This is a genomic window from Martinezella rhizogenes (assembly GCF_000799715.1).
Lineage (GTDB): Bacteria > Pseudomonadota > Alphaproteobacteria > Rhizobiales > Rhizobiaceae > Rhizobium > Rhizobium rhizogenes_C.
The window spans coordinates 355,448-372,906 of record NZ_JUHG01000015.1; the positions used below are offsets into that span (position 1 = coordinate 355,448).

At 56.5% G+C, this 17,459-nt stretch carries 17 protein-coding genes and 1 pseudogene; 5 read left to right on the forward strand and 13 right to left on the reverse strand.

The genetic code is table 11. From position 1 onward, the window contains the following. The first annotated feature begins 19 nt into the window (after positions 1 to 19). Together EX00_RS21785 and EX00_RS21790 are read left to right on the forward strand one after the other, a co-directional pair. Entirely contained in the window at positions 20 to 1,510 is a 1,491-nt protein-coding gene (locus tag EX00_RS21785; protein ID WP_047462591.1) for an ABC transporter substrate-binding protein, read from the forward strand. A gap of 60 nt (positions 1,511 to 1,570) precedes the next feature. Then, positions 1,571 to 2,074, forward strand: coding sequence for an Lrp/AsnC family transcriptional regulator (locus tag EX00_RS21790; RefSeq protein WP_052210874.1), 504 nt, complete (start codon positions 1,571 to 1,573; stop codon positions 2,072 to 2,074). 141 nt (positions 2,075 to 2,215) lie between these two features. Here the strand turns inward: EX00_RS21790 and EX00_RS21795 are convergent, their stop codons facing one another. From EX00_RS21795 to EX00_RS21820, 6 genes are all read right to left on the reverse strand, one after another. Continuing rightward, entirely contained in the window at positions 2,216 to 2,569 is a 354-nt protein-coding gene (locus EX00_RS21795) for a cupin domain-containing protein (protein ID WP_047462594.1), read from the reverse strand. A gap of 31 nt (positions 2,570 to 2,600) precedes the next feature. Beyond that, positions 2,601 to 3,722, reverse strand: coding sequence for an FAD-dependent oxidoreductase (locus EX00_RS21800; RefSeq protein WP_080761303.1), 1,122 nt, complete (start codon positions 3,720 to 3,722; stop codon positions 2,601 to 2,603). A gap of 46 nt (positions 3,723 to 3,768) precedes the next feature. Beyond that, positions 3,769 to 4,476: an ABC transporter permease gene (locus tag EX00_RS21805; protein WP_047462600.1), complete on the reverse strand. Its 708-nt coding sequence runs from the start codon at positions 4,474 to 4,476 to the stop codon at positions 3,769 to 3,771. A 2-nt stretch (positions 4,477 to 4,478) separates the two neighbouring features. Beyond that, entirely contained in the window at positions 4,479 to 5,192 is a 714-nt protein-coding gene (locus EX00_RS21810) for an ABC transporter permease (RefSeq protein ID WP_047462603.1), read from the reverse strand. Between the two features lie 58 nt (positions 5,193 to 5,250). Then, positions 5,251 to 6,057, reverse strand: coding sequence for a transporter substrate-binding domain-containing protein (locus tag EX00_RS21815; protein WP_047462605.1), 807 nt, complete (start codon positions 6,055 to 6,057; stop codon positions 5,251 to 5,253). 94 nt (positions 6,058 to 6,151) lie between these two features. Further along, entirely contained in the window at positions 6,152 to 7,552 is a 1,401-nt protein-coding gene (locus EX00_RS21820) for an aminotransferase (RefSeq protein WP_047462608.1), read from the reverse strand. Between the two features lie 303 nt (positions 7,553 to 7,855). On the opposite strand from EX00_RS21820, the gene EX00_RS21825 reads away from it, so the two are divergent. Continuing rightward, on the forward strand, positions 7,856 to 8,326 hold the full coding sequence (locus tag EX00_RS21825; RefSeq protein ID WP_047462962.1) for an Lrp/AsnC family transcriptional regulator: 471 nt from the start codon (positions 7,856 to 7,858) through the stop codon (positions 8,324 to 8,326). Positions 8,327 to 8,691: 365 nt separating this feature from the next. On the opposite strand, the pseudogene EX00_RS31185 reads toward EX00_RS21825, so the two are convergent. The 3 genes and pseudogenes from EX00_RS31185 to EX00_RS21835 all read right to left on the reverse strand — a co-directional run. Further along, positions 8,692 to 8,913: pseudogene (locus tag EX00_RS31185) on the reverse strand (IS5/IS1182 family transposase); the annotation flags it as partial. Positions 8,914 to 8,980: 67 nt separating this feature from the next. After that, a complete protein-coding gene (locus tag EX00_RS21830) occupies positions 8,981 to 12,433 on the reverse strand; it encodes a chemotaxis protein CheB (RefSeq protein WP_234709079.1) in 3,453 nt (1,150 codons plus the stop codon). 84 nt (positions 12,434 to 12,517) lie between these two features. Then, a complete protein-coding gene (locus tag EX00_RS21835; RefSeq protein WP_155294111.1) occupies positions 12,518 to 12,832 on the reverse strand; it encodes an ArsR/SmtB family transcription factor in 315 nt (104 codons plus the stop codon). 138 nt (positions 12,833 to 12,970) lie between these two features. Here EX00_RS21835 and EX00_RS21840 point away from each other — a divergent pair, with 138 nt between their 5' ends. Beyond that, complete coding sequence (locus EX00_RS21840) at positions 12,971 to 13,585, forward strand: hypothetical protein (RefSeq protein WP_155294112.1); 615 nt, start codon at positions 12,971 to 12,973, stop codon at positions 13,583 to 13,585. 536 nt (positions 13,586 to 14,121) lie between these two features. Next, positions 14,122 to 14,223, forward strand: coding sequence for an AraC family transcriptional regulator (locus EX00_RS31190; RefSeq protein WP_267884786.1), 102 nt, complete (start codon positions 14,122 to 14,124; stop codon positions 14,221 to 14,223). 145 nt (positions 14,224 to 14,368) lie between these two features. Here the strand turns inward: EX00_RS31190 and EX00_RS21845 are convergent, their stop codons facing one another. The 4 genes from EX00_RS21845 to EX00_RS21860 form a co-directional block, all read right to left on the reverse strand. Then, the gene (locus EX00_RS21845) at positions 14,369 to 15,091 is read right to left on the reverse strand and encodes an amino acid ABC transporter ATP-binding protein (protein ID WP_047462617.1); all 723 of its coding nucleotides are present in this window, start codon (positions 15,089 to 15,091) and stop codon (positions 14,369 to 14,371) included. Further along, a complete protein-coding gene (locus EX00_RS21850; protein ID WP_047462620.1) occupies positions 15,088 to 15,741 on the reverse strand; it encodes an amino acid ABC transporter permease in 654 nt (217 codons plus the stop codon). Before EX00_RS21850 ends, EX00_RS21845 begins: the two co-directional genes overlap by 4 nt. Positions 15,742 to 15,751: 10 nt before the next feature. Continuing rightward, positions 15,752 to 16,414 (reverse strand): amino acid ABC transporter permease, encoded by a 663-nt coding sequence (locus EX00_RS21855; protein WP_047462623.1) that lies wholly within the window; start codon positions 16,412 to 16,414, stop codon positions 15,752 to 15,754. Positions 16,415 to 16,588: 174 nt separating this feature from the next. Further along, complete coding sequence (locus EX00_RS21860) at positions 16,589 to 17,410, reverse strand: transporter substrate-binding domain-containing protein (RefSeq protein ID WP_047462625.1); 822 nt, start codon at positions 17,408 to 17,410, stop codon at positions 16,589 to 16,591. Positions 17,411 to 17,459: the final 49 nt, after the last annotated feature.

A 17,459-nucleotide genomic window follows, 5' to 3' on the forward strand; every position in this document is an offset into this window, starting at 1 on the left:
AAAAAAGGGGAACACAAGCATGAAGCTTTTCAATAGGATTTCCGCGTTGTCACTACTCTTCGCGGCAACGGCAACCCAAGCCCAACCGGTCGTCGTCGCCGATTTCTGGAGTATCAGGAATAATTGGGCGATGACCTCTGACGACGTCTATGTCGGCACGGTGGCCGGCTGCTACGAAGGTCTGGCCCGTGTGAACTACGACGGTAAGCTGGAGCCGTGGCTTGCCACCTCCTTCAGCCATGTCGAACCCAATGTCTGGGAGATAACGTTAAGACAGGGCGTCGCCTTCCAGGACGGCACGCCGTTCGACGCGGACGCCGTCGCCTTCTCGCTCACCAGCCTCTTGCATGGAGATGTTTCGGCTCGCGCCTTTCCGCCGAAAATCTTCAAGTCCGTGGAAGCCGTCGGAAAGGACAAGGTGCGCATAACGACCGCCCAGACACTTGCCATGCTGCCTGCCTATCTGGCCGCGCCGGCCACCAGCATCCTTTCCAAGGCAGCTTATAAGCCAAACGGTGCGATCGATCCGATCAGCCATTGCACGGGACCATACACGATCGTCTCGGTCGATCAGGCCCAGGGCCTGAAGGTAAAGGCGAACCCGACCTATTGGGGCAAAAAGCCCGCTGTCGATGAAGGCGAAGTGCGCTTTGTCCTCGACGCCAATACGCGCGCGGTCCAGGCTCGTTCGGGCGAGGCGGACATCTCACGCCTCGTCCCCGCCACCAGTGTAAAACAGGTCAACGATTCCGGCGTCGCCAAGATATCCGAGGCTGCCACGCCGCGCACCACCATGCTCGTCATCAACAACAAGAAGAAGCCCTTCGACGACGTGCGCGTGCGAAAGGCCATTCAGGCTGCAGTCGACAATCAGGCGATCTCGGAGGCCCTGTTCGAGGGGCTGATGCCACCGGCTAACGATGTCTTCCGCCCGACAGACGCCTGGGCACCAAAGGATCAGAAGCCGAGCTATAATCCCGATCTTGCCAAATCGCTACTTGCCGAAGCCGGAATCGCGCCCGGCAGCCTCAAGGTGGAGATTATCGCCTATGTCGAGAGAGCCGAATTCAAGGATATCGCCGCCGCCGTTCAGCAGATGCTGGCGGATGTCGGCATTCAGAGCACGATCAAGGCGGCGCAGTATAACGCAATCGAGCCGGATCTTCTCAGCGGCAATTTCGATCTCGCTTTTCTGTCGCGCAACTATCTGACCGACGTTCTTGATCCGGCGGGCTTCTTGTCTTCCGACTTCTCCTGCGAAGGCGGGTTCAATCTAGCGCACTACTGCTCGCCAGAAGTCGACGCCCTGATCAAGGAGGCTCGTGCCAATGACAATGACGAGCAGCGTTATGCGCTCTACGCCAAGATCGCCCAAAAGCTGCAGGATGACGCCGCGGTCGTCGATATCGTCCATGTCAATACGTTCGATGCTATCAGCGACCGTATCCAGGGCTTTCGGCCGCATCCGTTGAACAACTATTACCTCACTCCGGAACTGTCGGCCAAGTGACGAGATGGTTGTCGTCGGCCACCGGCGACACCTCCCCCGATAACCCGATAGGGCAAGGGAATGAAACTAGATCACATCGACATCGCAATTCTCTGCGAACTCCAGAAGAACGGACGTATGACAAACACAGAGCTTGCAGAGCTCGTTAACCTCTCGCCAAGCCCCTGCCTGATGCGTGTGAAAAAATTGGAGGCGGAAGGCTACATCTGCGGCTACTCGGCTCAAATTGACCTGGCCAAACTCGGCAAGGCCGTGACCGTCTTTACGGAGATCACCCTTCGGAACCACCGGCAGACCGATTTCGCCCGTTTTGCTGCGGCGATTGATAGATTGGAATCGGCAATCGAGTGCCATCTGGTTTCCGGCAGATATGACTACCTGGTGAAGTTTGTCACCAGCGGACTTGTGGAGTATCAGACCGTCATGGAACTCTTGATAGACAGAGATATCGGGATCGACAAATATCTGAGTTTCGTTGTGCTGAAATCGCCGATCGTCAAGGCCTATAGGCCGCTCGATCCGTCTGTCGGAGCAGTCTTGCCCCAGAGGAACTCGATCCCGTGACGATCGGCTCTCTGGAGCAGCGGGTACGGGATAATCATGGAATGGTTGATCGGCAGAGATTGGCGATCTTGAAGACGAGAGAGTGTGGTTCAGGAATATCCGGCACCGCATTCGCAAAACATGCTGACGAAACTCGCTGCCTCAATCCTTCTGCACCCAAAGCTTCCGAGTGGTCTCGATCACGCGCCAGATGCCCTTGAACCCTGGCTTCATCACGAAGCTGTCGCCCGCTTGGACACGGCGCGGCGACTGCCCTTCCTCGATCAATTCCGATACACCGGAAAGAATTGAGCAAAACTCCCAGCTGTCACCCTTGATGGACCAATAGGCGCCGGGCGTCACCTCCCAGATGCCGCTGGTCACAGTGCCGTCGGCGGATGTCTCAATGTCCCATGTCGTGAATTTCGGTTCACCCTCGACAAGTCTGTCGGCAAGGGGAGCACCATGGCGAGGTGCAGGCAGATTCTCGAAGTCAAAGAAGGTTAGTCCACTCATGCTATATCCTTCATAGGTTGGTTGCGAATAGTCATTCCGATGCCGGCCGACCGCCAGCCGACCATAATTTCAGCTCTGCGGGACTGAGGGTGCCCTGGACACAGGCAATCAGCTTCTCGCCCATCAAAGGTCCGAACTTGAACATCTGGCCGTCGCAATTGGTAATCACCAGGGTCCTGCCGACCATATCGGCGTGAAACGCCTCACTGCTGTCCTTCACATAATAGCCAACGGCCATCCGGCGCGGTCTGTAGAGATCTGCGTGCCGCAGGAACGGCAGAAAAGGCGCCATAACCTGGCAACCCTCATCGGGGTCTGCTCCAAAGCCTAGGGCTGGACCTCCCGCTGTGCGATGGGCTCCAGATCCGAACTTCAAGCCGGTATCGCGGACCGGCATCAGTGCGTAATTGTCGCCTATTCCAATATCGGTGAGGCACGGGCCACTACGCCATTGATGCATGATGTCATCAGGGACATCGACGTAGCAGACAGCCTGTCGATACGTCGGCCGCGCAAATTCAGGCAGCAACTCACCGAGCCAGGCACCCGCAGCGACAAGAACCGTGTCGGCTTGCAGATCGGTACCATCGCCAAGTGAGACCAGGGCGCGATACATATCGACATGAGCCACGCGGGTATTGGCACGCACGTTCGCGCCGGCGTTGCGAACCCAATCGGCCAGCGCCGTGACAATGCGATCGGCCAGGAGAACGCCACCGTCCTCGTTCAAAAGGCCCCATGTTCCCTCAGGGACGGTCAGGTGTGGCGCAAGCCGCTCGATCTCTACGCTGTTCAGCCGTTCATGGGGGATTCTAAGGTCCTGGAAAGTCCTGAGGGTATCCGCGACATAGTCGGTCGGAGCATGCGATAGGCCAAGAGCACCGGTACGCTCGAACAGGCAGATCCCGAGATCATCCCAAAGACGCTGCCACGCACCGAAGGCATGGCGCACCATTGTGGTGTAACCTGCCGCCTTTCCATACTGGTAGCGGATCAATCGATGTTGATCGTGGGATGCCGACTGTGGATTAGGGACTGCGCCCTGCTCCAGCAGAGTAACCCTGAAACCGGCCTTGATTGCGGCCCGAGCGGCTGACAGCCCCACCACGCCTGCGCCAATGATGATGACATGCTTCAACATTTTGCCTTTCATTCTTGCAACAAACTGACCGTCCGCAGATTTCGATTGCCGCCGGCCACTATCGTCGCGAGCGTGCCAATCGCGGACCCTCGAAGTGGGACAGCCGGGCCTCCAGCCAACCGATGGCGGATAGAGCCACGAGGTTGATCACCAGATAGATGACCGAAGCCAAGACAAAGATCTCTATGATGGCGAAGGTTTCGCTCATCAGCCGCTTGGCATAGCCGGTGATTTCCAAAACCGTGATGGTCGAGGCAAGGCTCGATTCCTTGATGATCATCGCGACCTCGTTGGCATAGGCGGGCAACGCCTGGCGCAGGGCGAGCGGGAAATGGACCCTGTGAAGCGTCACCCAGGGTGACATGCCGCTCGCCTTGGCCGCCTCAAGCAAACCAACCGGGACCGACATGAAGGCGCCCCTGAATATCTCGCTGGTATAAGCGGTTGTATTGAGGATGACGGCGAAGATTGCGCAGCGCAGACTATCGCCGATCAGCCACCACAGCACCGGGTTGTGCCGGACGAAGGCAAGCTGTCCGACCCCGTAGTAAAGAATGAAAATCTGCACCAAGAGTGGCGTGCCGCGGAAAACCGCGCTGAACCCGTTGCAGAGCGCCACCACAGTCTTTCGCCGCGATAGGCGAGCAAGCGCAAAAGCCAAACCCATCGGCAACCCGACACCCACACCAAACGCGGAGATCACGAGCGTATTCCACGCACCCTTCAAAAGGACAGGCAATGCTGCCTGAATGAGATCGAGGTCCATACTTATACCCTCCTGAAGCCGCGGTTGAGGCGCGCTTCGACACGCGTGAAGAACACCTGGCTGAAGCCGGTTATGGCCAGGAAGACGAGAGCGGCAATCACGTAGAAAAGAAGCGGGCTGCGTGTGGTTCCCGCGGCAATCGCCGATAGCCGCATCAGTTCTTCCAATCCCACCACCGAAATCAGCGACGTGTCCTTGATGGTTGATTGCCAGACATTGTTTAAGCCTGGCAGCGCGTAGCGCAGCATGAGCGGCCCGATGATCTTGAGGTAGACGATCCGACGTGGCAACGACAACGAAAGAGCGGCCTCGATAATTCCGGCCGGGATGGCACGCAGCGCCCCGCGCAAAACCTCGGTCGAATAGGCACATGAGATGATGCCGATTGAGATGACGCCCATGATGAAGCCGTAGCTGTCTCGCGCCGCTTGCTTATAGCCGAAGACATCGGCCACGGTATCCACCGCCTGGACGGAACCGAAAAACAACAAGTAAATCACCAGCAGGCCGGGTACGCTTCGGATCAGAGTGGTGTAGCTGTAAACCAATTGCGAGATCAGCCAGGGACCCCGCCAGCGAGCGAGAGCGAAAGACATTGCGAAAAGCAGTCCCAACAGCATTCCCAGAAGGCCGACGACGATGGTAACGCCACTGCCTCTGAGGATCGCCGTGGCCCAGCCCTGCTCCACCATGAGATGCCAAAATGTCTGTATCATCGGCCACCAGTAAACTTGCCGCCACCGCACGCAGTGACGGCATAGACATTTGCATCGCTCACAGCTTGCAGGACAGCGTGTAATCGTCGCTAAACCATGTCTGGCTGACCTTCGTCATCGTGCCGTCTTTGATGAGAGCACAAATCGCCTTGTCGAGCTTTGCCTTGAGCTCCGTATTGCCCTTGCGCAGTCCGACGCCCATCCCCTGCCCGAGCGTCGTCGGATCATCGCTGGACCTGACCTTGATCTCCACGCGGGTAAAATTCGCACCATCTGAGGTCTTCAGAAAGTCAGCCCATGTCGGCGCATCCCCGAAGGCTGCGTCCAGTCGGCCGGCGGCGAAGTCGGACGTCAATTGAGTGGTGGAATCATAGGTCTTGAGGCCGGCGGTCGGAATGTTCTTGGCAATGTAACGCGCATAGGTCGTGCCGTTGACGACGCCGATCGATTTGCCGTCCAGCGCCTTCAGGACTTCGGCGAGCGAAGTCATGGACGCAATGGGCGATCCCTTTGCCACGGCGAAATACTGCGGTGCCGAGCCATAGGGGATAGAGTAGTCGATCTTCTTCTTGCGCTCGTCCGTAATGCCGAGACCCGATATGATAACGTCGAAGCGGTTCGTATCGATTGACGGTATCAAGGTGCTGAAGGACTGGACCACGAACTTGCATTTGACCGTCATTTCCTTGCAAATCGCGTTGGCAACATCAGCGTCATAGCCTGTGACATTGCCGTTTGCATCCGCCATGCTGAATTGTGGCGCGTCGCCTTCGGTTCCAACGGTGAGGGTTCCCTCATCAGCCCTGGCCGAAAGCGAGGAAAGCAATAGTCCACCCATAATCAAGGCAAGTGATATCTTTTTCATATTTCATTCCCCTTTTTATATTGTTAGGTAAGCGTATTCTCTCAGTCATGCACGCATTGAGGCCTCAAGAAATCTCCTCGCTTGGTCGCTCCGATCACAGGGCGGCGCCCTCGGCCGTGAGTTCGCCCATCACCTGATGCACCGCCGCCGCCGCGATTGCGACCATCTCGTCGATTTCCCCCTCGGTCATGATAAGTGGTGGAGCAAAGCCGAGAATATCGCCATGCGGCATGGCGCGCGCTATCAGGTGGCGGTCGCGTGCGGCCTTTGAGATCCGTGCCCCGACCTTCCGATCGGGATCGAAGCGGGTTTTCGATTCCCTATCGGCGACGAATTCGACGGCGGCCATCATGCCGACGCCGCGGACCTCGCCGACGATTGGAAGCTGACTGAACTCCTGTTTCAGTCGCGACAGGAGATAGGCGCCACGAACGGCCGATTTGGCCGCGAGTTGCTCGTTCTCGACAATATCGAGGACCGCATTGGCAGCCGCCGCGCCGATCGGATGGCCGGAATAGGTGTAACCGTGAGAAAAGCTGCCGACTTTTTCGGTGCCAGCCTCCATAACCTCATAGACCCGTTCACCGACGATACAGGCCGACAGCGGCACATAGGCCGACGTCAGGCCCTTTGCCACGGTTACAAGATCGGGTTCGATGCCATAGAGATGCGACCCGAAGAGTGCGCCTGTGCGACCGAAGCCACAGATCACCTCATCGGCGATCAGCAAAACATCATATTCGCGCAACACCGCCTGAACCTTGTCCCAATAGCCCGCCGGCGGCGGTATTATGCCCCCCGTGCCCAGTACCGGCTCGGCGATAAATGCGCCGACCGTGTCAGGCCCTTCGGCCAGAATGAGAGCCTCAAGTTCCTTGGCTCGCCTTGTGGAGAACTCCTCTTCGGTCTCGCCCTGATGAGCGCCCCAATAGTGGTGCGGCACACCGGTGCGCAGGATACCGGAGACTGGCAGATCCATATGGTCGTGATAGAAGCTCAATCCCGTCATCGAGCCGGAGACGACTGAACAGCCATGATAACCCCGCTCGCGTGAAATGATCTTCTTCTTGCGCGGCTTGCCGCGAAGGTTGTTATAGTACCAAACCAGCTTGGCCTGGGTTTCGTTGGCGTCCGAACCAGACAGACCATAGAAGACCTTCGACATGCGCCCAGGAGCCATCCTTATCAGACGGTCGGACAGAACAGCCAGTTCCTCGGTCGTGTGGGCAGCATAGGTGTGATAGTACGCGAGCTTGTAGGCTTGGCGAGCAATCGCCTCAGCGACTTCCGTTCGACCATAGCCAACATTCACGCAATAGAGACCGGCGAAACCATCGATATATTCGCGCCCCGTCGCATCGGTGATGCGCACGCCCTTGCCCGTTTCCATTATGGTCGGGCCACCGTCCTCGCCCTGAGCGTAGTCCTTCAGGTAGGTGAACGGGTGCAGGACCGAACTGCGGTCCATCTGGCTGATTTCATCGATCGTAGGCATGATAATATTTCCTTAACCGGCAAACTTGCCGAAGCACACGTATTTGCAGTTCCAGGAGTTGGCCGAGGATCTGTCTTGAGCACTCGCGGCCCAGCCCAAACCCTTTCCAACCGCTAAAGGGAAGTGGTGCGCCAGGGCCATTGAAAATGACACTTGGCTCATCGCTTTCCGTCTTCCCTCTTCCTGTTCTTGATCAAACCTATTCGCGTAGCAAAGCACGTTTGCTGCAAGATTGCTGTCGCGGCGCAGGATTTCTGCGTATATTTTCACCATGCACAGAAAATCGGCAACCGGGGCCAGAGCATGGATCGAATAGACGCAAAGCTGCTCAACATCATTCAGACGAACAACCGCTTAGCGTCGGAAGAGCTGGGAGAACTTGTCGGCCTCTCGGCGACCGCGGTTCAAAGACGATTGAAAAAACTGCGGGCCGATGGGGTGATTGAGGGAGACGTGGCGATTGTCAGGCCAAAATCAGTCGGGCGGCCGGTATCCATGTTCGTGCTCGTAACGCTGGAGCGCGAACGAGCCGATATCGTCGACCGTTTCAAGCAGTCGATACGCCAGACGCCCGAGGTAATGAACGGCTATTACGTCACGGGAGACGCGGACTTCCTCTTGATCGTAACTGCCGAAAGCATGGAGGACTACGAGCAATTCACCCGGCGATTCTTTTATGAAAATAATGACATCAAAGGATTCAAGACAATGGTCATCATGGATCGGGTCAAAGCCGGCTTCTTCGTCCCAATTGATGCCGAGCGCTTCAAGTAAGGCATGGTTTACCGGTGTCGCAAGAGGTGCGAATGAGTATCTGAAAACGAGGAAGGTATATTGCCCTCATGCACACGATGTTGATTTCCACTGATGGGTTGGATGCCCCTCCCACCGGTGTAAAAAAGCATTCAAGGATGACCCCATATATATATACGGCATAAGCCATTGAAATATATTCAATTTACTGGAGAAGAAAGCGGTCACACCCGGCGGCGCCCATGACCCCGTTGTTGTTCCGATTTTTCCTATAATTTCAAATTGTTGAGCGGGATCTCAACGAGGTCATTGTTCCGAGCCGGTTCACATGGATCGGGATTGGAGGGATGGCGATCTTTGAAACGGCCGGCTATGGTGTGGCTGCCCTAGTGCGGACGGATTTTAGGCTTGCGCAAGCAAGCAAGCATGTGGTTTAGGACGGCGCAGCCGATAGCGACTTCCGTCTGCTGCACGGGAAACGATCTTGCGCGCAAACGTCTTCCGATGATGGACTGGTATCGCCCGATGGCGGTCTCGACCAGCGAGCGTTTGCCGTAATCATTTGAAGCCTGCCATTTCATTCGGCCGTCTCTGCTGATTGCGCCGATCTACAAGGGAGAGATCTCTCTCAAGCAGCTCGAAACTGATTAGATCGTTATCGATCAGATACGACGCCTACTCTGAACGCGCCAATGAATTTAGCCGCTCGGAGAAACGGTGACGGAAATCATCCAAGTTGCTGCTGTCTTGGATGGCAATGTCTGTCAGTTTCTGAACCTCTGAAATCAGGTTCCCACTGCGAAGCTGCAGTTCGGCAACCAGCATCTCCTGCCGCGCCTGTAAACCTTTGAGATCTTCCACGTCCGTCGATGTGCCGAGCCATTCCAGAACTGTGCCATTGTCATCGCGAACTGGCGTCGCCCGCGTATGGAACCAGCGATACGAGCCTGTTTCAGCGTTACGGATACGATACTCGATTTCGAAGCCGCCCATTTCGATCGCGTCTTCCCAGGTCTTCTTTGCCACGTCACGGTCGTCAGGGTGAACGACTTCGAGCCACCCCAGCCTATGGCTTTCAAGTTCTTTCTGTCCGGTGTAATTCATCCACTGCGGACCAGACCACGTGACATGTCCGCCCTCGGTGGCTCGCCAGACAAGTTGCGGTATCCCTTCTAAAAAGGCGCGTTGGCGTAATTGCGCAGTCGCCAGCGCTTCTTCCGCGTTCTTTATCGATGTGATGTCGTGGCCGATCCCGCCTAAATGGACAATCTTGCCATCGCCGTCTTTGATGGGGAAGTCGGTTGTGCGAAGCCATCGAATGCTGCCGTCTGTGGGCCGCTCGATACGGTAGTCGAACGTCACCAATTCTCCGCTCCAAACTCGGCGCAGGTTTTCCGCAGCGCCGTCCCGATCCTCTTTCACGATCCGCTCAAGCCAACCGAGCATATTGTCACCGCGCAGCGCCGCTTCACGGTCCAGGCCAAAGATCTTTTCGAACGCCGGCGTTAGATACGACCATTGCAAGGTCTCCGCATCTCGGATCCAGAGGATGTCCTGTGACGCCTCTCCGAATTGACGGAAGCGATTCTCGCTCTCTCTGAGCGCTGCTTGCGCACGGGCTCGTTCCGAGACATCTACGAATGTAACGACGGTCCCATCAATCCTGTCTTCCACGGTTCTGTACGGTCGAAGGCGCATGGAAAATTCCTTGCCCCGCCGGCTGGCGACCTCTCGCTCGATCGGCACCAGATCCTTCAAAACCTTTCGCGCGTCAGCATCGATATCGTCATAGTCGAGAAAGTGTGTGAAGTCCGTGATTGCGCGACCAATATCGTGCCGGGTGATATTGAAGAGCTCGGCGACCGGTGCAGTGAACATCTTGATCCTGAGGTTGGAGTCGAGAAAGAGGGTGCCGATCTCGGTCGCAGACGACAGGTTCTGAAGGTCGCTGTGCGCGGCAGATATGCTATCGAGCTTGTTTTTCAGTTCGGCGTTGACCGTGTGCAATTCCTCATTGATGGACTGCAGCTCTTCCTTCGAAGTTTCAAGCTCTTCGGCTGTGGAACGGTATTCCTCGTTCATCGACTGAAGTTCTTCGTTGGCTGCACGGAGCTCCTGGACGAGAGCCTCGTGCCCGTTTCGGCTCATCATCAAGGCTTCTTGTGAAGCTTTCAGCTCCGCGTAAACGCGACGCACCTCATCGGGTCGGGTGTCAGAAACCTGCTCAGCCTCCTCGTTTTCGAGCACGACACCGCCATCCAGGAAGAACACAAGCGCTTGAGGGGCTTTGTGAGTCTCGTTCGTAACCGGAGTAACCTGTAATGCGACGCGCCGTTTGCCGTGGTCGAAGGCGACAACCGTCGGAAATGTCATCGACGGCTCCCCCGATTCCAGTGCGCGCGCAAGTGCGATGCCAAGGTCCAGGCGCAACTCCGGTCTAACAACTGCCGTCAGTGACCGTGAGACCGGGCCGGCAGAATGGAGAAGGAAGCGACCGGCAGTTGGGGAGAGATGCAGGATATTCTCGTTGTCATCGACGAGCGCGCTGGCCGGCGCGTGTTGCTCCAATGACGCGACATGGAGAGCCGCAGGTAGAGCTCCCCGATCGCTGACGAGCGGAATGGGTCGAGTAGAATCTGCAAGCTGTTCTGAAGCAGCAAACTGCGGAAGGATAGGGAGCAATTGGGTGCCATTTACGCGGGCGCTGTAAATCCGCGCCTGTCGGTCTATCGGCGCAAAGAGATTGGCAGCGACATCGACTGTTTCCGCCGAGCCCAGGAACAAAAAACGCCCGGTTCGCAGGCCATAGCTGAACAGCGAGCAAATCTGGGCTTGCAGCCCGCGTTCAAGATAGATCAGCAGGTTGCGACATGTGATCAAATCGAGCCGCATAAACGGCGGCTCTTTGAGAATGCTGTGCTTAGCAAAAAGGACTGTTTCGCGAAGCTCCTTACGCACACGAAAGTGGGTCCCCTCGTCGACAAAAAACTGCGCAAGTCGTTCCTGCGAAACGTCGGCCTCGATTGCTCGCGGATAACGGCCTTCCCTGGCCACTGACAAGGCAGCTTCGTCCAGGTCTGTCGCAAAAATCTGCAGCGGTATATTTACGCCTTGCCGAGCCATTTCCTCGTGGAGCAAGATGGCGACGCTGTAGGCTTCTTCGCCTGTTGCGCAACCGACGACCCACACTCGTACGCTATCCTCGTTTGCTGCATCGTATCCACTTACCAGAGGGAATATCACCTGGCGCGCCAGTGCCGCAAAAGCATGTTCATCCCGAAAAAACATCGTTACCGATATCAGAAGGTCCGAGAAAAGGATCTTTGCTTCATCAGGGGTGGCTATCAGGTAATCGGCGTACTCCGCGAGCGTCTTGCTTCGGCTTACCTGCATCCGACGAACGACACGCCGCATCACTGTGGCGCGCTTGTAGGCGGAAAAGTCATGGCCAACACGAGAGCGCAACAATGCGACAATGCGCCGGAGATCGCTTGCGGATCCCTTTACATCGAGGGACCGAACCGCGTCCTTGCTGCCAGCCACTTCGGCGAGATGCTCGACAAGGCGTGCAATCGGTGCAACGAAATCAGCCGCTCCTGTCGCTATGGCATTCTGCGGCATGGATGGGAAGCCCGCCTCGGCGGGATCCTGCACCATGATAACGCCGCCCGCCTCCTTGACGGCTGTAACACCAAGCGAGCCATCGGATCCAGCTCCTGTCAGCACAATCGCGACGCCGTCGCCGCGGGCTACCGCCACAGAACGAAAAAACATATCGATAGGAGCCCGTTTGCCCCGAGGCTCAGTAAACGGTCGCGCTGCGATGCTGTCGCCCTCGATCACGAGTTCGCGGTCTGGCGGGATGACGTAGACGCAGTTTGCCATAAGCGTCGGAGTGTCTTCTATCTGGTAGACCGGCATGCGGGTGCAAACGGAAAGGATCTCTCGCAGCGCACTAGGCTCGTCTGGTGACAGATGGAGAATCACGACATAAGCCAAACCGAGATCGGGAGCGATCAGCCTGAACATGGTTTGCAGAGCTGCCACGCCGCCTGCGGACGCGCCGATCGCACAGACCGGTACGAAGTTCTGACTGCTGTTGGAGGGTTTCTCAATAAGATCCGTCATGTAGCCTCTGTCATTGTCGACTGCCACCCTGCGCAACGGTGGCGAGCTGGCGCATCGACAATATATACTGAGGCGCGACTGAAGCTAGGCGGCTGACTTGGGGGGCGCGGAAATTTTGCCGATTTCTTCGAGTGTCGCCATGACTTTCAAAATGTCTTGTGATGAACAGGAATAGTAGTGGTTTTGCGCGTCTCGGCGCACGGCAACCAGGTTGGCGCCCCTGAATCTTGCAAGATGCTGAGACAAGGCAGACTGGCTAAGTCCCACCTCAGTTGCGAGTTCTGACACGCCCCACTCATCCTTGGTAATCAGATCCAGCACTTTCAGGCGGCTGGGATTTGCGAGAAGCCAAAGCAGCTCCGCAGCTTTATCAGCATTGAACTTCATATCGTCTGTCATCAAGCAAGCCCCTAAGAATTTGGGGTGAGAAAATGCCGCTCATCGCTGTTGATGAAAAGTAATGTTCAATACCCAATGCTTGTATTATGCTATACTATATTATTAATATGCACAATGGACCTTAGAGAGGGTGTTCAATTGGAGCAGATGGAGCGAACGAAGGTTCTCACGTCGGAGATCGCCGGTCTCCTGTCGGATGTCCGGGAGAACATCAGTGTAAGTCGCAAGCTTTTGCAGGACGCGCCAAAGGTCCCCTCTACTGGGGAAAACGTCAGGCTCGTGATCCCCGAAATCGGCTTCTTTACGTGGTTTGTTGGAGGGAACCTTTATCATGGTGATAGCTTATTTGCGGCGCTCCACGGGATGGACGTAGAGGACCTGGCGGCCGGTGTGGCTGTCGAGGACTTACTAGGCCGTATTGGGAAAAGCGACCGGCCTCAGGTCGCTCACGGCCTTTTTCAAGCCATCAAAACAGGGGAACGATGCTATCTCGAGTACTCGACCTATCCTGGTGGAACCCACCGGAAGGTGGTACTTACAGGCTGCTGTCTGAGAAATGAGCACGGCCTAGCTTCATTCTTTTGCGGCATAGTTGTCGAGAAGAAGGCTGCCCTTGTTCTTGATGGCTCAGAGCCGTTTCAAGCTTACTGCGATGCAGCCTTGTCTTTGGCAAAGGAGCGGGGAAACCTGCTCGCAGCCCGCTACCTAAAGTCGGCGCTCAATTCAGTACCGGAGAATGCGAAACATGTGTGACGCGGCCATCGTCTACACTGGCTCTTGCTCGCCGCGATCGTTGCCTAGGGTCAGGGCCGGTGCTGTCACATTGATTGAGCAGTAAGGAAATTGAGGTAGCAGCGCGCCCATGACCGTGAGTGCACCGACCTACAAAACCACCGCTATCCGATCGAAGTCGTAGCCCGTGCTGTCTGGCTGTCAGTTTTCAAAGACGATGTCAGCGATCTGTCAAAGGCGATGACAGTGGGATCCATATCAAAATTTGCCGGGCGAACGCCTCAGGTGTCGCGTCGACCAACTTCCTCAATTGGCTACCAAAAAGCCTCCAGAGTGGAAGGCCAGATTATATACGATAGTCTCGCACTCTGTGATCTGCTGCTCCTCTCTTCGGCAGAACTGCAAGATCAAGATAGTGTCATCCACTTTTTCATTTCGGAGGGGCCCGCCCACCCCGCGAGAAAATGTTCTCGGTCAACACCATAAATATAATTGGGTGGTACAACGCGAAATGAAAAAGTGGCGCAAATCGAGCTGAAACTCAACAGAATAAAGAAATCGCCGGCATCCTGGGTTTTCACTCGGCGTTCCACTTTTCGACCCAGTTCCGGCAGCTAATTGGCTCCAGCCCGACGGATTTCAGGACGGTTAGACACTAGTAGGACCTGAAGTTGGAGCCCGAATGTCGGTCATCGACCGAGCCTTTAGTAAGACAAGTGGTCTTGAAGGGAAGCGAACCGCCGATCCCATAGTCACGAAAACGTTCAGCGGCCTAATTATAATGAAATCAATACGCTTGCATGTTCAAAGGACTGAGCGCAAGAAATCAGCCGTCTCGGCGCGCTGCGGGCTGTCGAATATCTGCTCAGGCGTACCCAGCTCATGAATGAGCCCTTCACGGAAAAATGCCACCCGATCGGATACCTCACGCGCAAATCGCATTTCGTGCGTCACAACGATCATTGTCATGCCTTCCTGTGAGAGCATGCGCAGCGTATCCAACACCTCGCCGACCAGCTGAGGATCGAGAGCCGACGTGACTTCATCGAACAGCATGTAATCGGGAGACATTGCCAATGCCCTGGCGATCGCCATTCTCTGCTGCTGCCCGCCAGACAGGCGCGACGGAAAGGCTTTCAGCTTTTCACCGAGCCCAACGTGCTTGAGCTGCTCAACTGCGATCGCCTCCGCCTCCGCCTTCGACTTGCCAAGGACCTTTCTGGGCGCCAGCATCACGTTCTCAAGCACCGTCAGATGCGGAAACGCATTCCATTGCTGAAAGACGATGCCTATCCGCTGGCGAAGCTGGTTGAGGTTTGTCGCCTTCGCATGGACATCAACGTTGTCGACGGTGATGCGGCCATCTTGGATCGGCTCGAGCCCATTGATGCACATCAGCATCGTCGATTTTCCCGAGCCGGAGCCACCGATCATCGACAATACTTCGCCTTTGTTGACGGAAAGACTGACCCCTTTGAGGACATGGAGCGTGCTGAAATACTTATGGACGTTTTCGATTTCAATCATTGGATCTGCCACCTTTTTTCAAGTCGGGCGCCGAGCCTCGCAATGGGGAAGCTCATCAGGAAATAGATCAGACCTGTGATGGTCAGGATCAGAAGCGGCTCCTGAACGCGGGTCGTGATGATCTGGGAACTGCGAAGGAGTTCGATGATGCCGATCCACAGAACCAACGACGTGTCCTTCATCACGCCGAGCGCGAGGCCGATCCAGCTTGGAAAGACGATCCTGGTTGCCATCGGCAAGGTGATCGAGATCACCTCCTGGCCCCAGGTTAGGCCAAGCGACCGGGCCGCCCGGCGCGTCGTCGTCGGCACGGCCGAAACACCGCTTCGAACGATTTCGGTGCAGAAGGCGGCCGCGTAGATGCCAAGGCAGATACAGGCCACAGTGTAACTGGGCCAGTGCAGCCGAAACATGCTGTTGAACGAGTTGAACAGCACCAGCTGGATCAGCAGCGGAACCGAGCGAAAGATGTCGAGAATTCCACCGATCGGGCCGCTGATCCACCATGGCGCGCCGGCGCGGATGAGGCCGAACAGCACCCCAAGCACCGTGCCGATGGCGACGGCGGCGGCGGTGATGGCGATCGTCACCAAAGCACCTTGCAAGAGGTAGACGATATCGCTCCAGGACAATGAGGCTTCAAAAAACATCGGGCACTCCTCAGTATCGGAACAGACGCCAAGCGAGCAGCCGCGCACCGACGGTGAATGTCTTGGAGATCAGGTAATAGAGAACGGCTGCGACCATGAAGAACTCGAAGGTGCGGTAGGTCAGGACGTTCTGCTGCTGCGTCACACCTGTCAGGTCGCTGGTCAGACCGACAATCGTCCCGAGCGACGTCATCAATATCGACCACACCATCTGGTTCGTCATGGCATGGAATACGGCACGCAGCATTTGCGGCAACACGATATGCCACATCGTCTGCACGGCCCCCATGCCGAGCGACCGAGCGGCACGGATCTGCGTTTCGGGCACAGCCGAAAAGCCGCCGCGGAAGGTTTCTGCCAGGTATCCGGCATTGTTGAAGGTGATCCCCACGACCAAGGCAGTGTAGGAATCGACCCGAATTCCGAGCGAGCCCAGGCCGAAATAGATCATGTAGATCTGAAAGAGCGCTGGCGTGTTTCGCGCAGCCTCGATCCACACATCGGCAAGAGCGGAAAACGTCTTGTTTCCGGATCTTTTGGCGAGCGCCAGGACAACCGCCAGCGCCGTCCCGATCACCATTGCGAGGATCGCAATCTCAAGGGTTACCAGCGCTCCCCAGAGCATTTCTAGTAGCGCCCGAAAAACTGGACGCCACTGGAAGGTGTAAGACATTGATTGCCCCTTTATGCGATGGGATTGGGGTTAAACCGCGCTCGGTCGCGTCCTGCCCGGATCCCAGATGCGGGACACCGCTCCTGGGATCCGGGGAAAGTTTCGCAATCGGCAAACCGCCTCGAGCGCTCTGCGTCACAAGCGACGTGAACAGCGAGCACCCGTCGACCGTAGTTAGCGGTAGGTTTTCGCGACAGTCAGGTCCGGAGCGGGACCGCCTTCTGTGCCAACCCACTTTGCGTAGAGTTCGGCGTAGCGACCGGAACGGACCTGTCGGTTCAGGAACAGGTTGACGTAATTGAGAAGGCCCTGTTCCTGGCGCTGCACGAGAATTGCGCAATAGTCAGCATCGACGGGCGCATCGCCGACGATCTTCAGTCCCGGGTATTTGCCGGACTGAATGAGATGCGTTGCGATGGTCGACGTCGTGTAGGTCGCATCGATCTGCTTCTGGCCCAGTGCCAGGAAAGCGTCGGACTGGGACTGGAAGGTCAGGAGCTTGGTCGCCGGGTCATTGAACGATTTAACAGTGTCTCCGAGAGCAAGCGTCTCGTAGGCACCTGCCGGTCCGCCAACCGTATGCCCCTTCATGTCGGCCGCGCTCTTGATGCCGGAATCCTCGCGCGCCAGGATGACGGTCGTGAAGACGAAATACGGGATCGAGAAGCCGATAGTCTTGGCACGCTCAAGAGTATCTGATGCGACCGCGATACCAATATCGGCACGCCCAGACAGCACAGCCGGAATACGATCCGGATCGGGGGTATCGACGATTTCCGCTGTCACGCCGAGAGCCTTGGCAAGATCGTTGCAGTAGTCGACGTCAAAGCCGATCGGCTTATTGTCCTTGTCGCGTGCGCCATTCGGCGGGAAATCCAGCTCCACAGCGCAACGAAGCTTACCTGCAGAGATGATGTCGTCGAGCTGATCAGCATGGGCGAATGTGGACGCGGACGCCATGAGAGCAGTTGCCAGAAATATCGATGTAAAGCGCATTCCAGTTCCCTTCTTTTGCTTCTTATAGGATATCGTATACGTTTCGAAA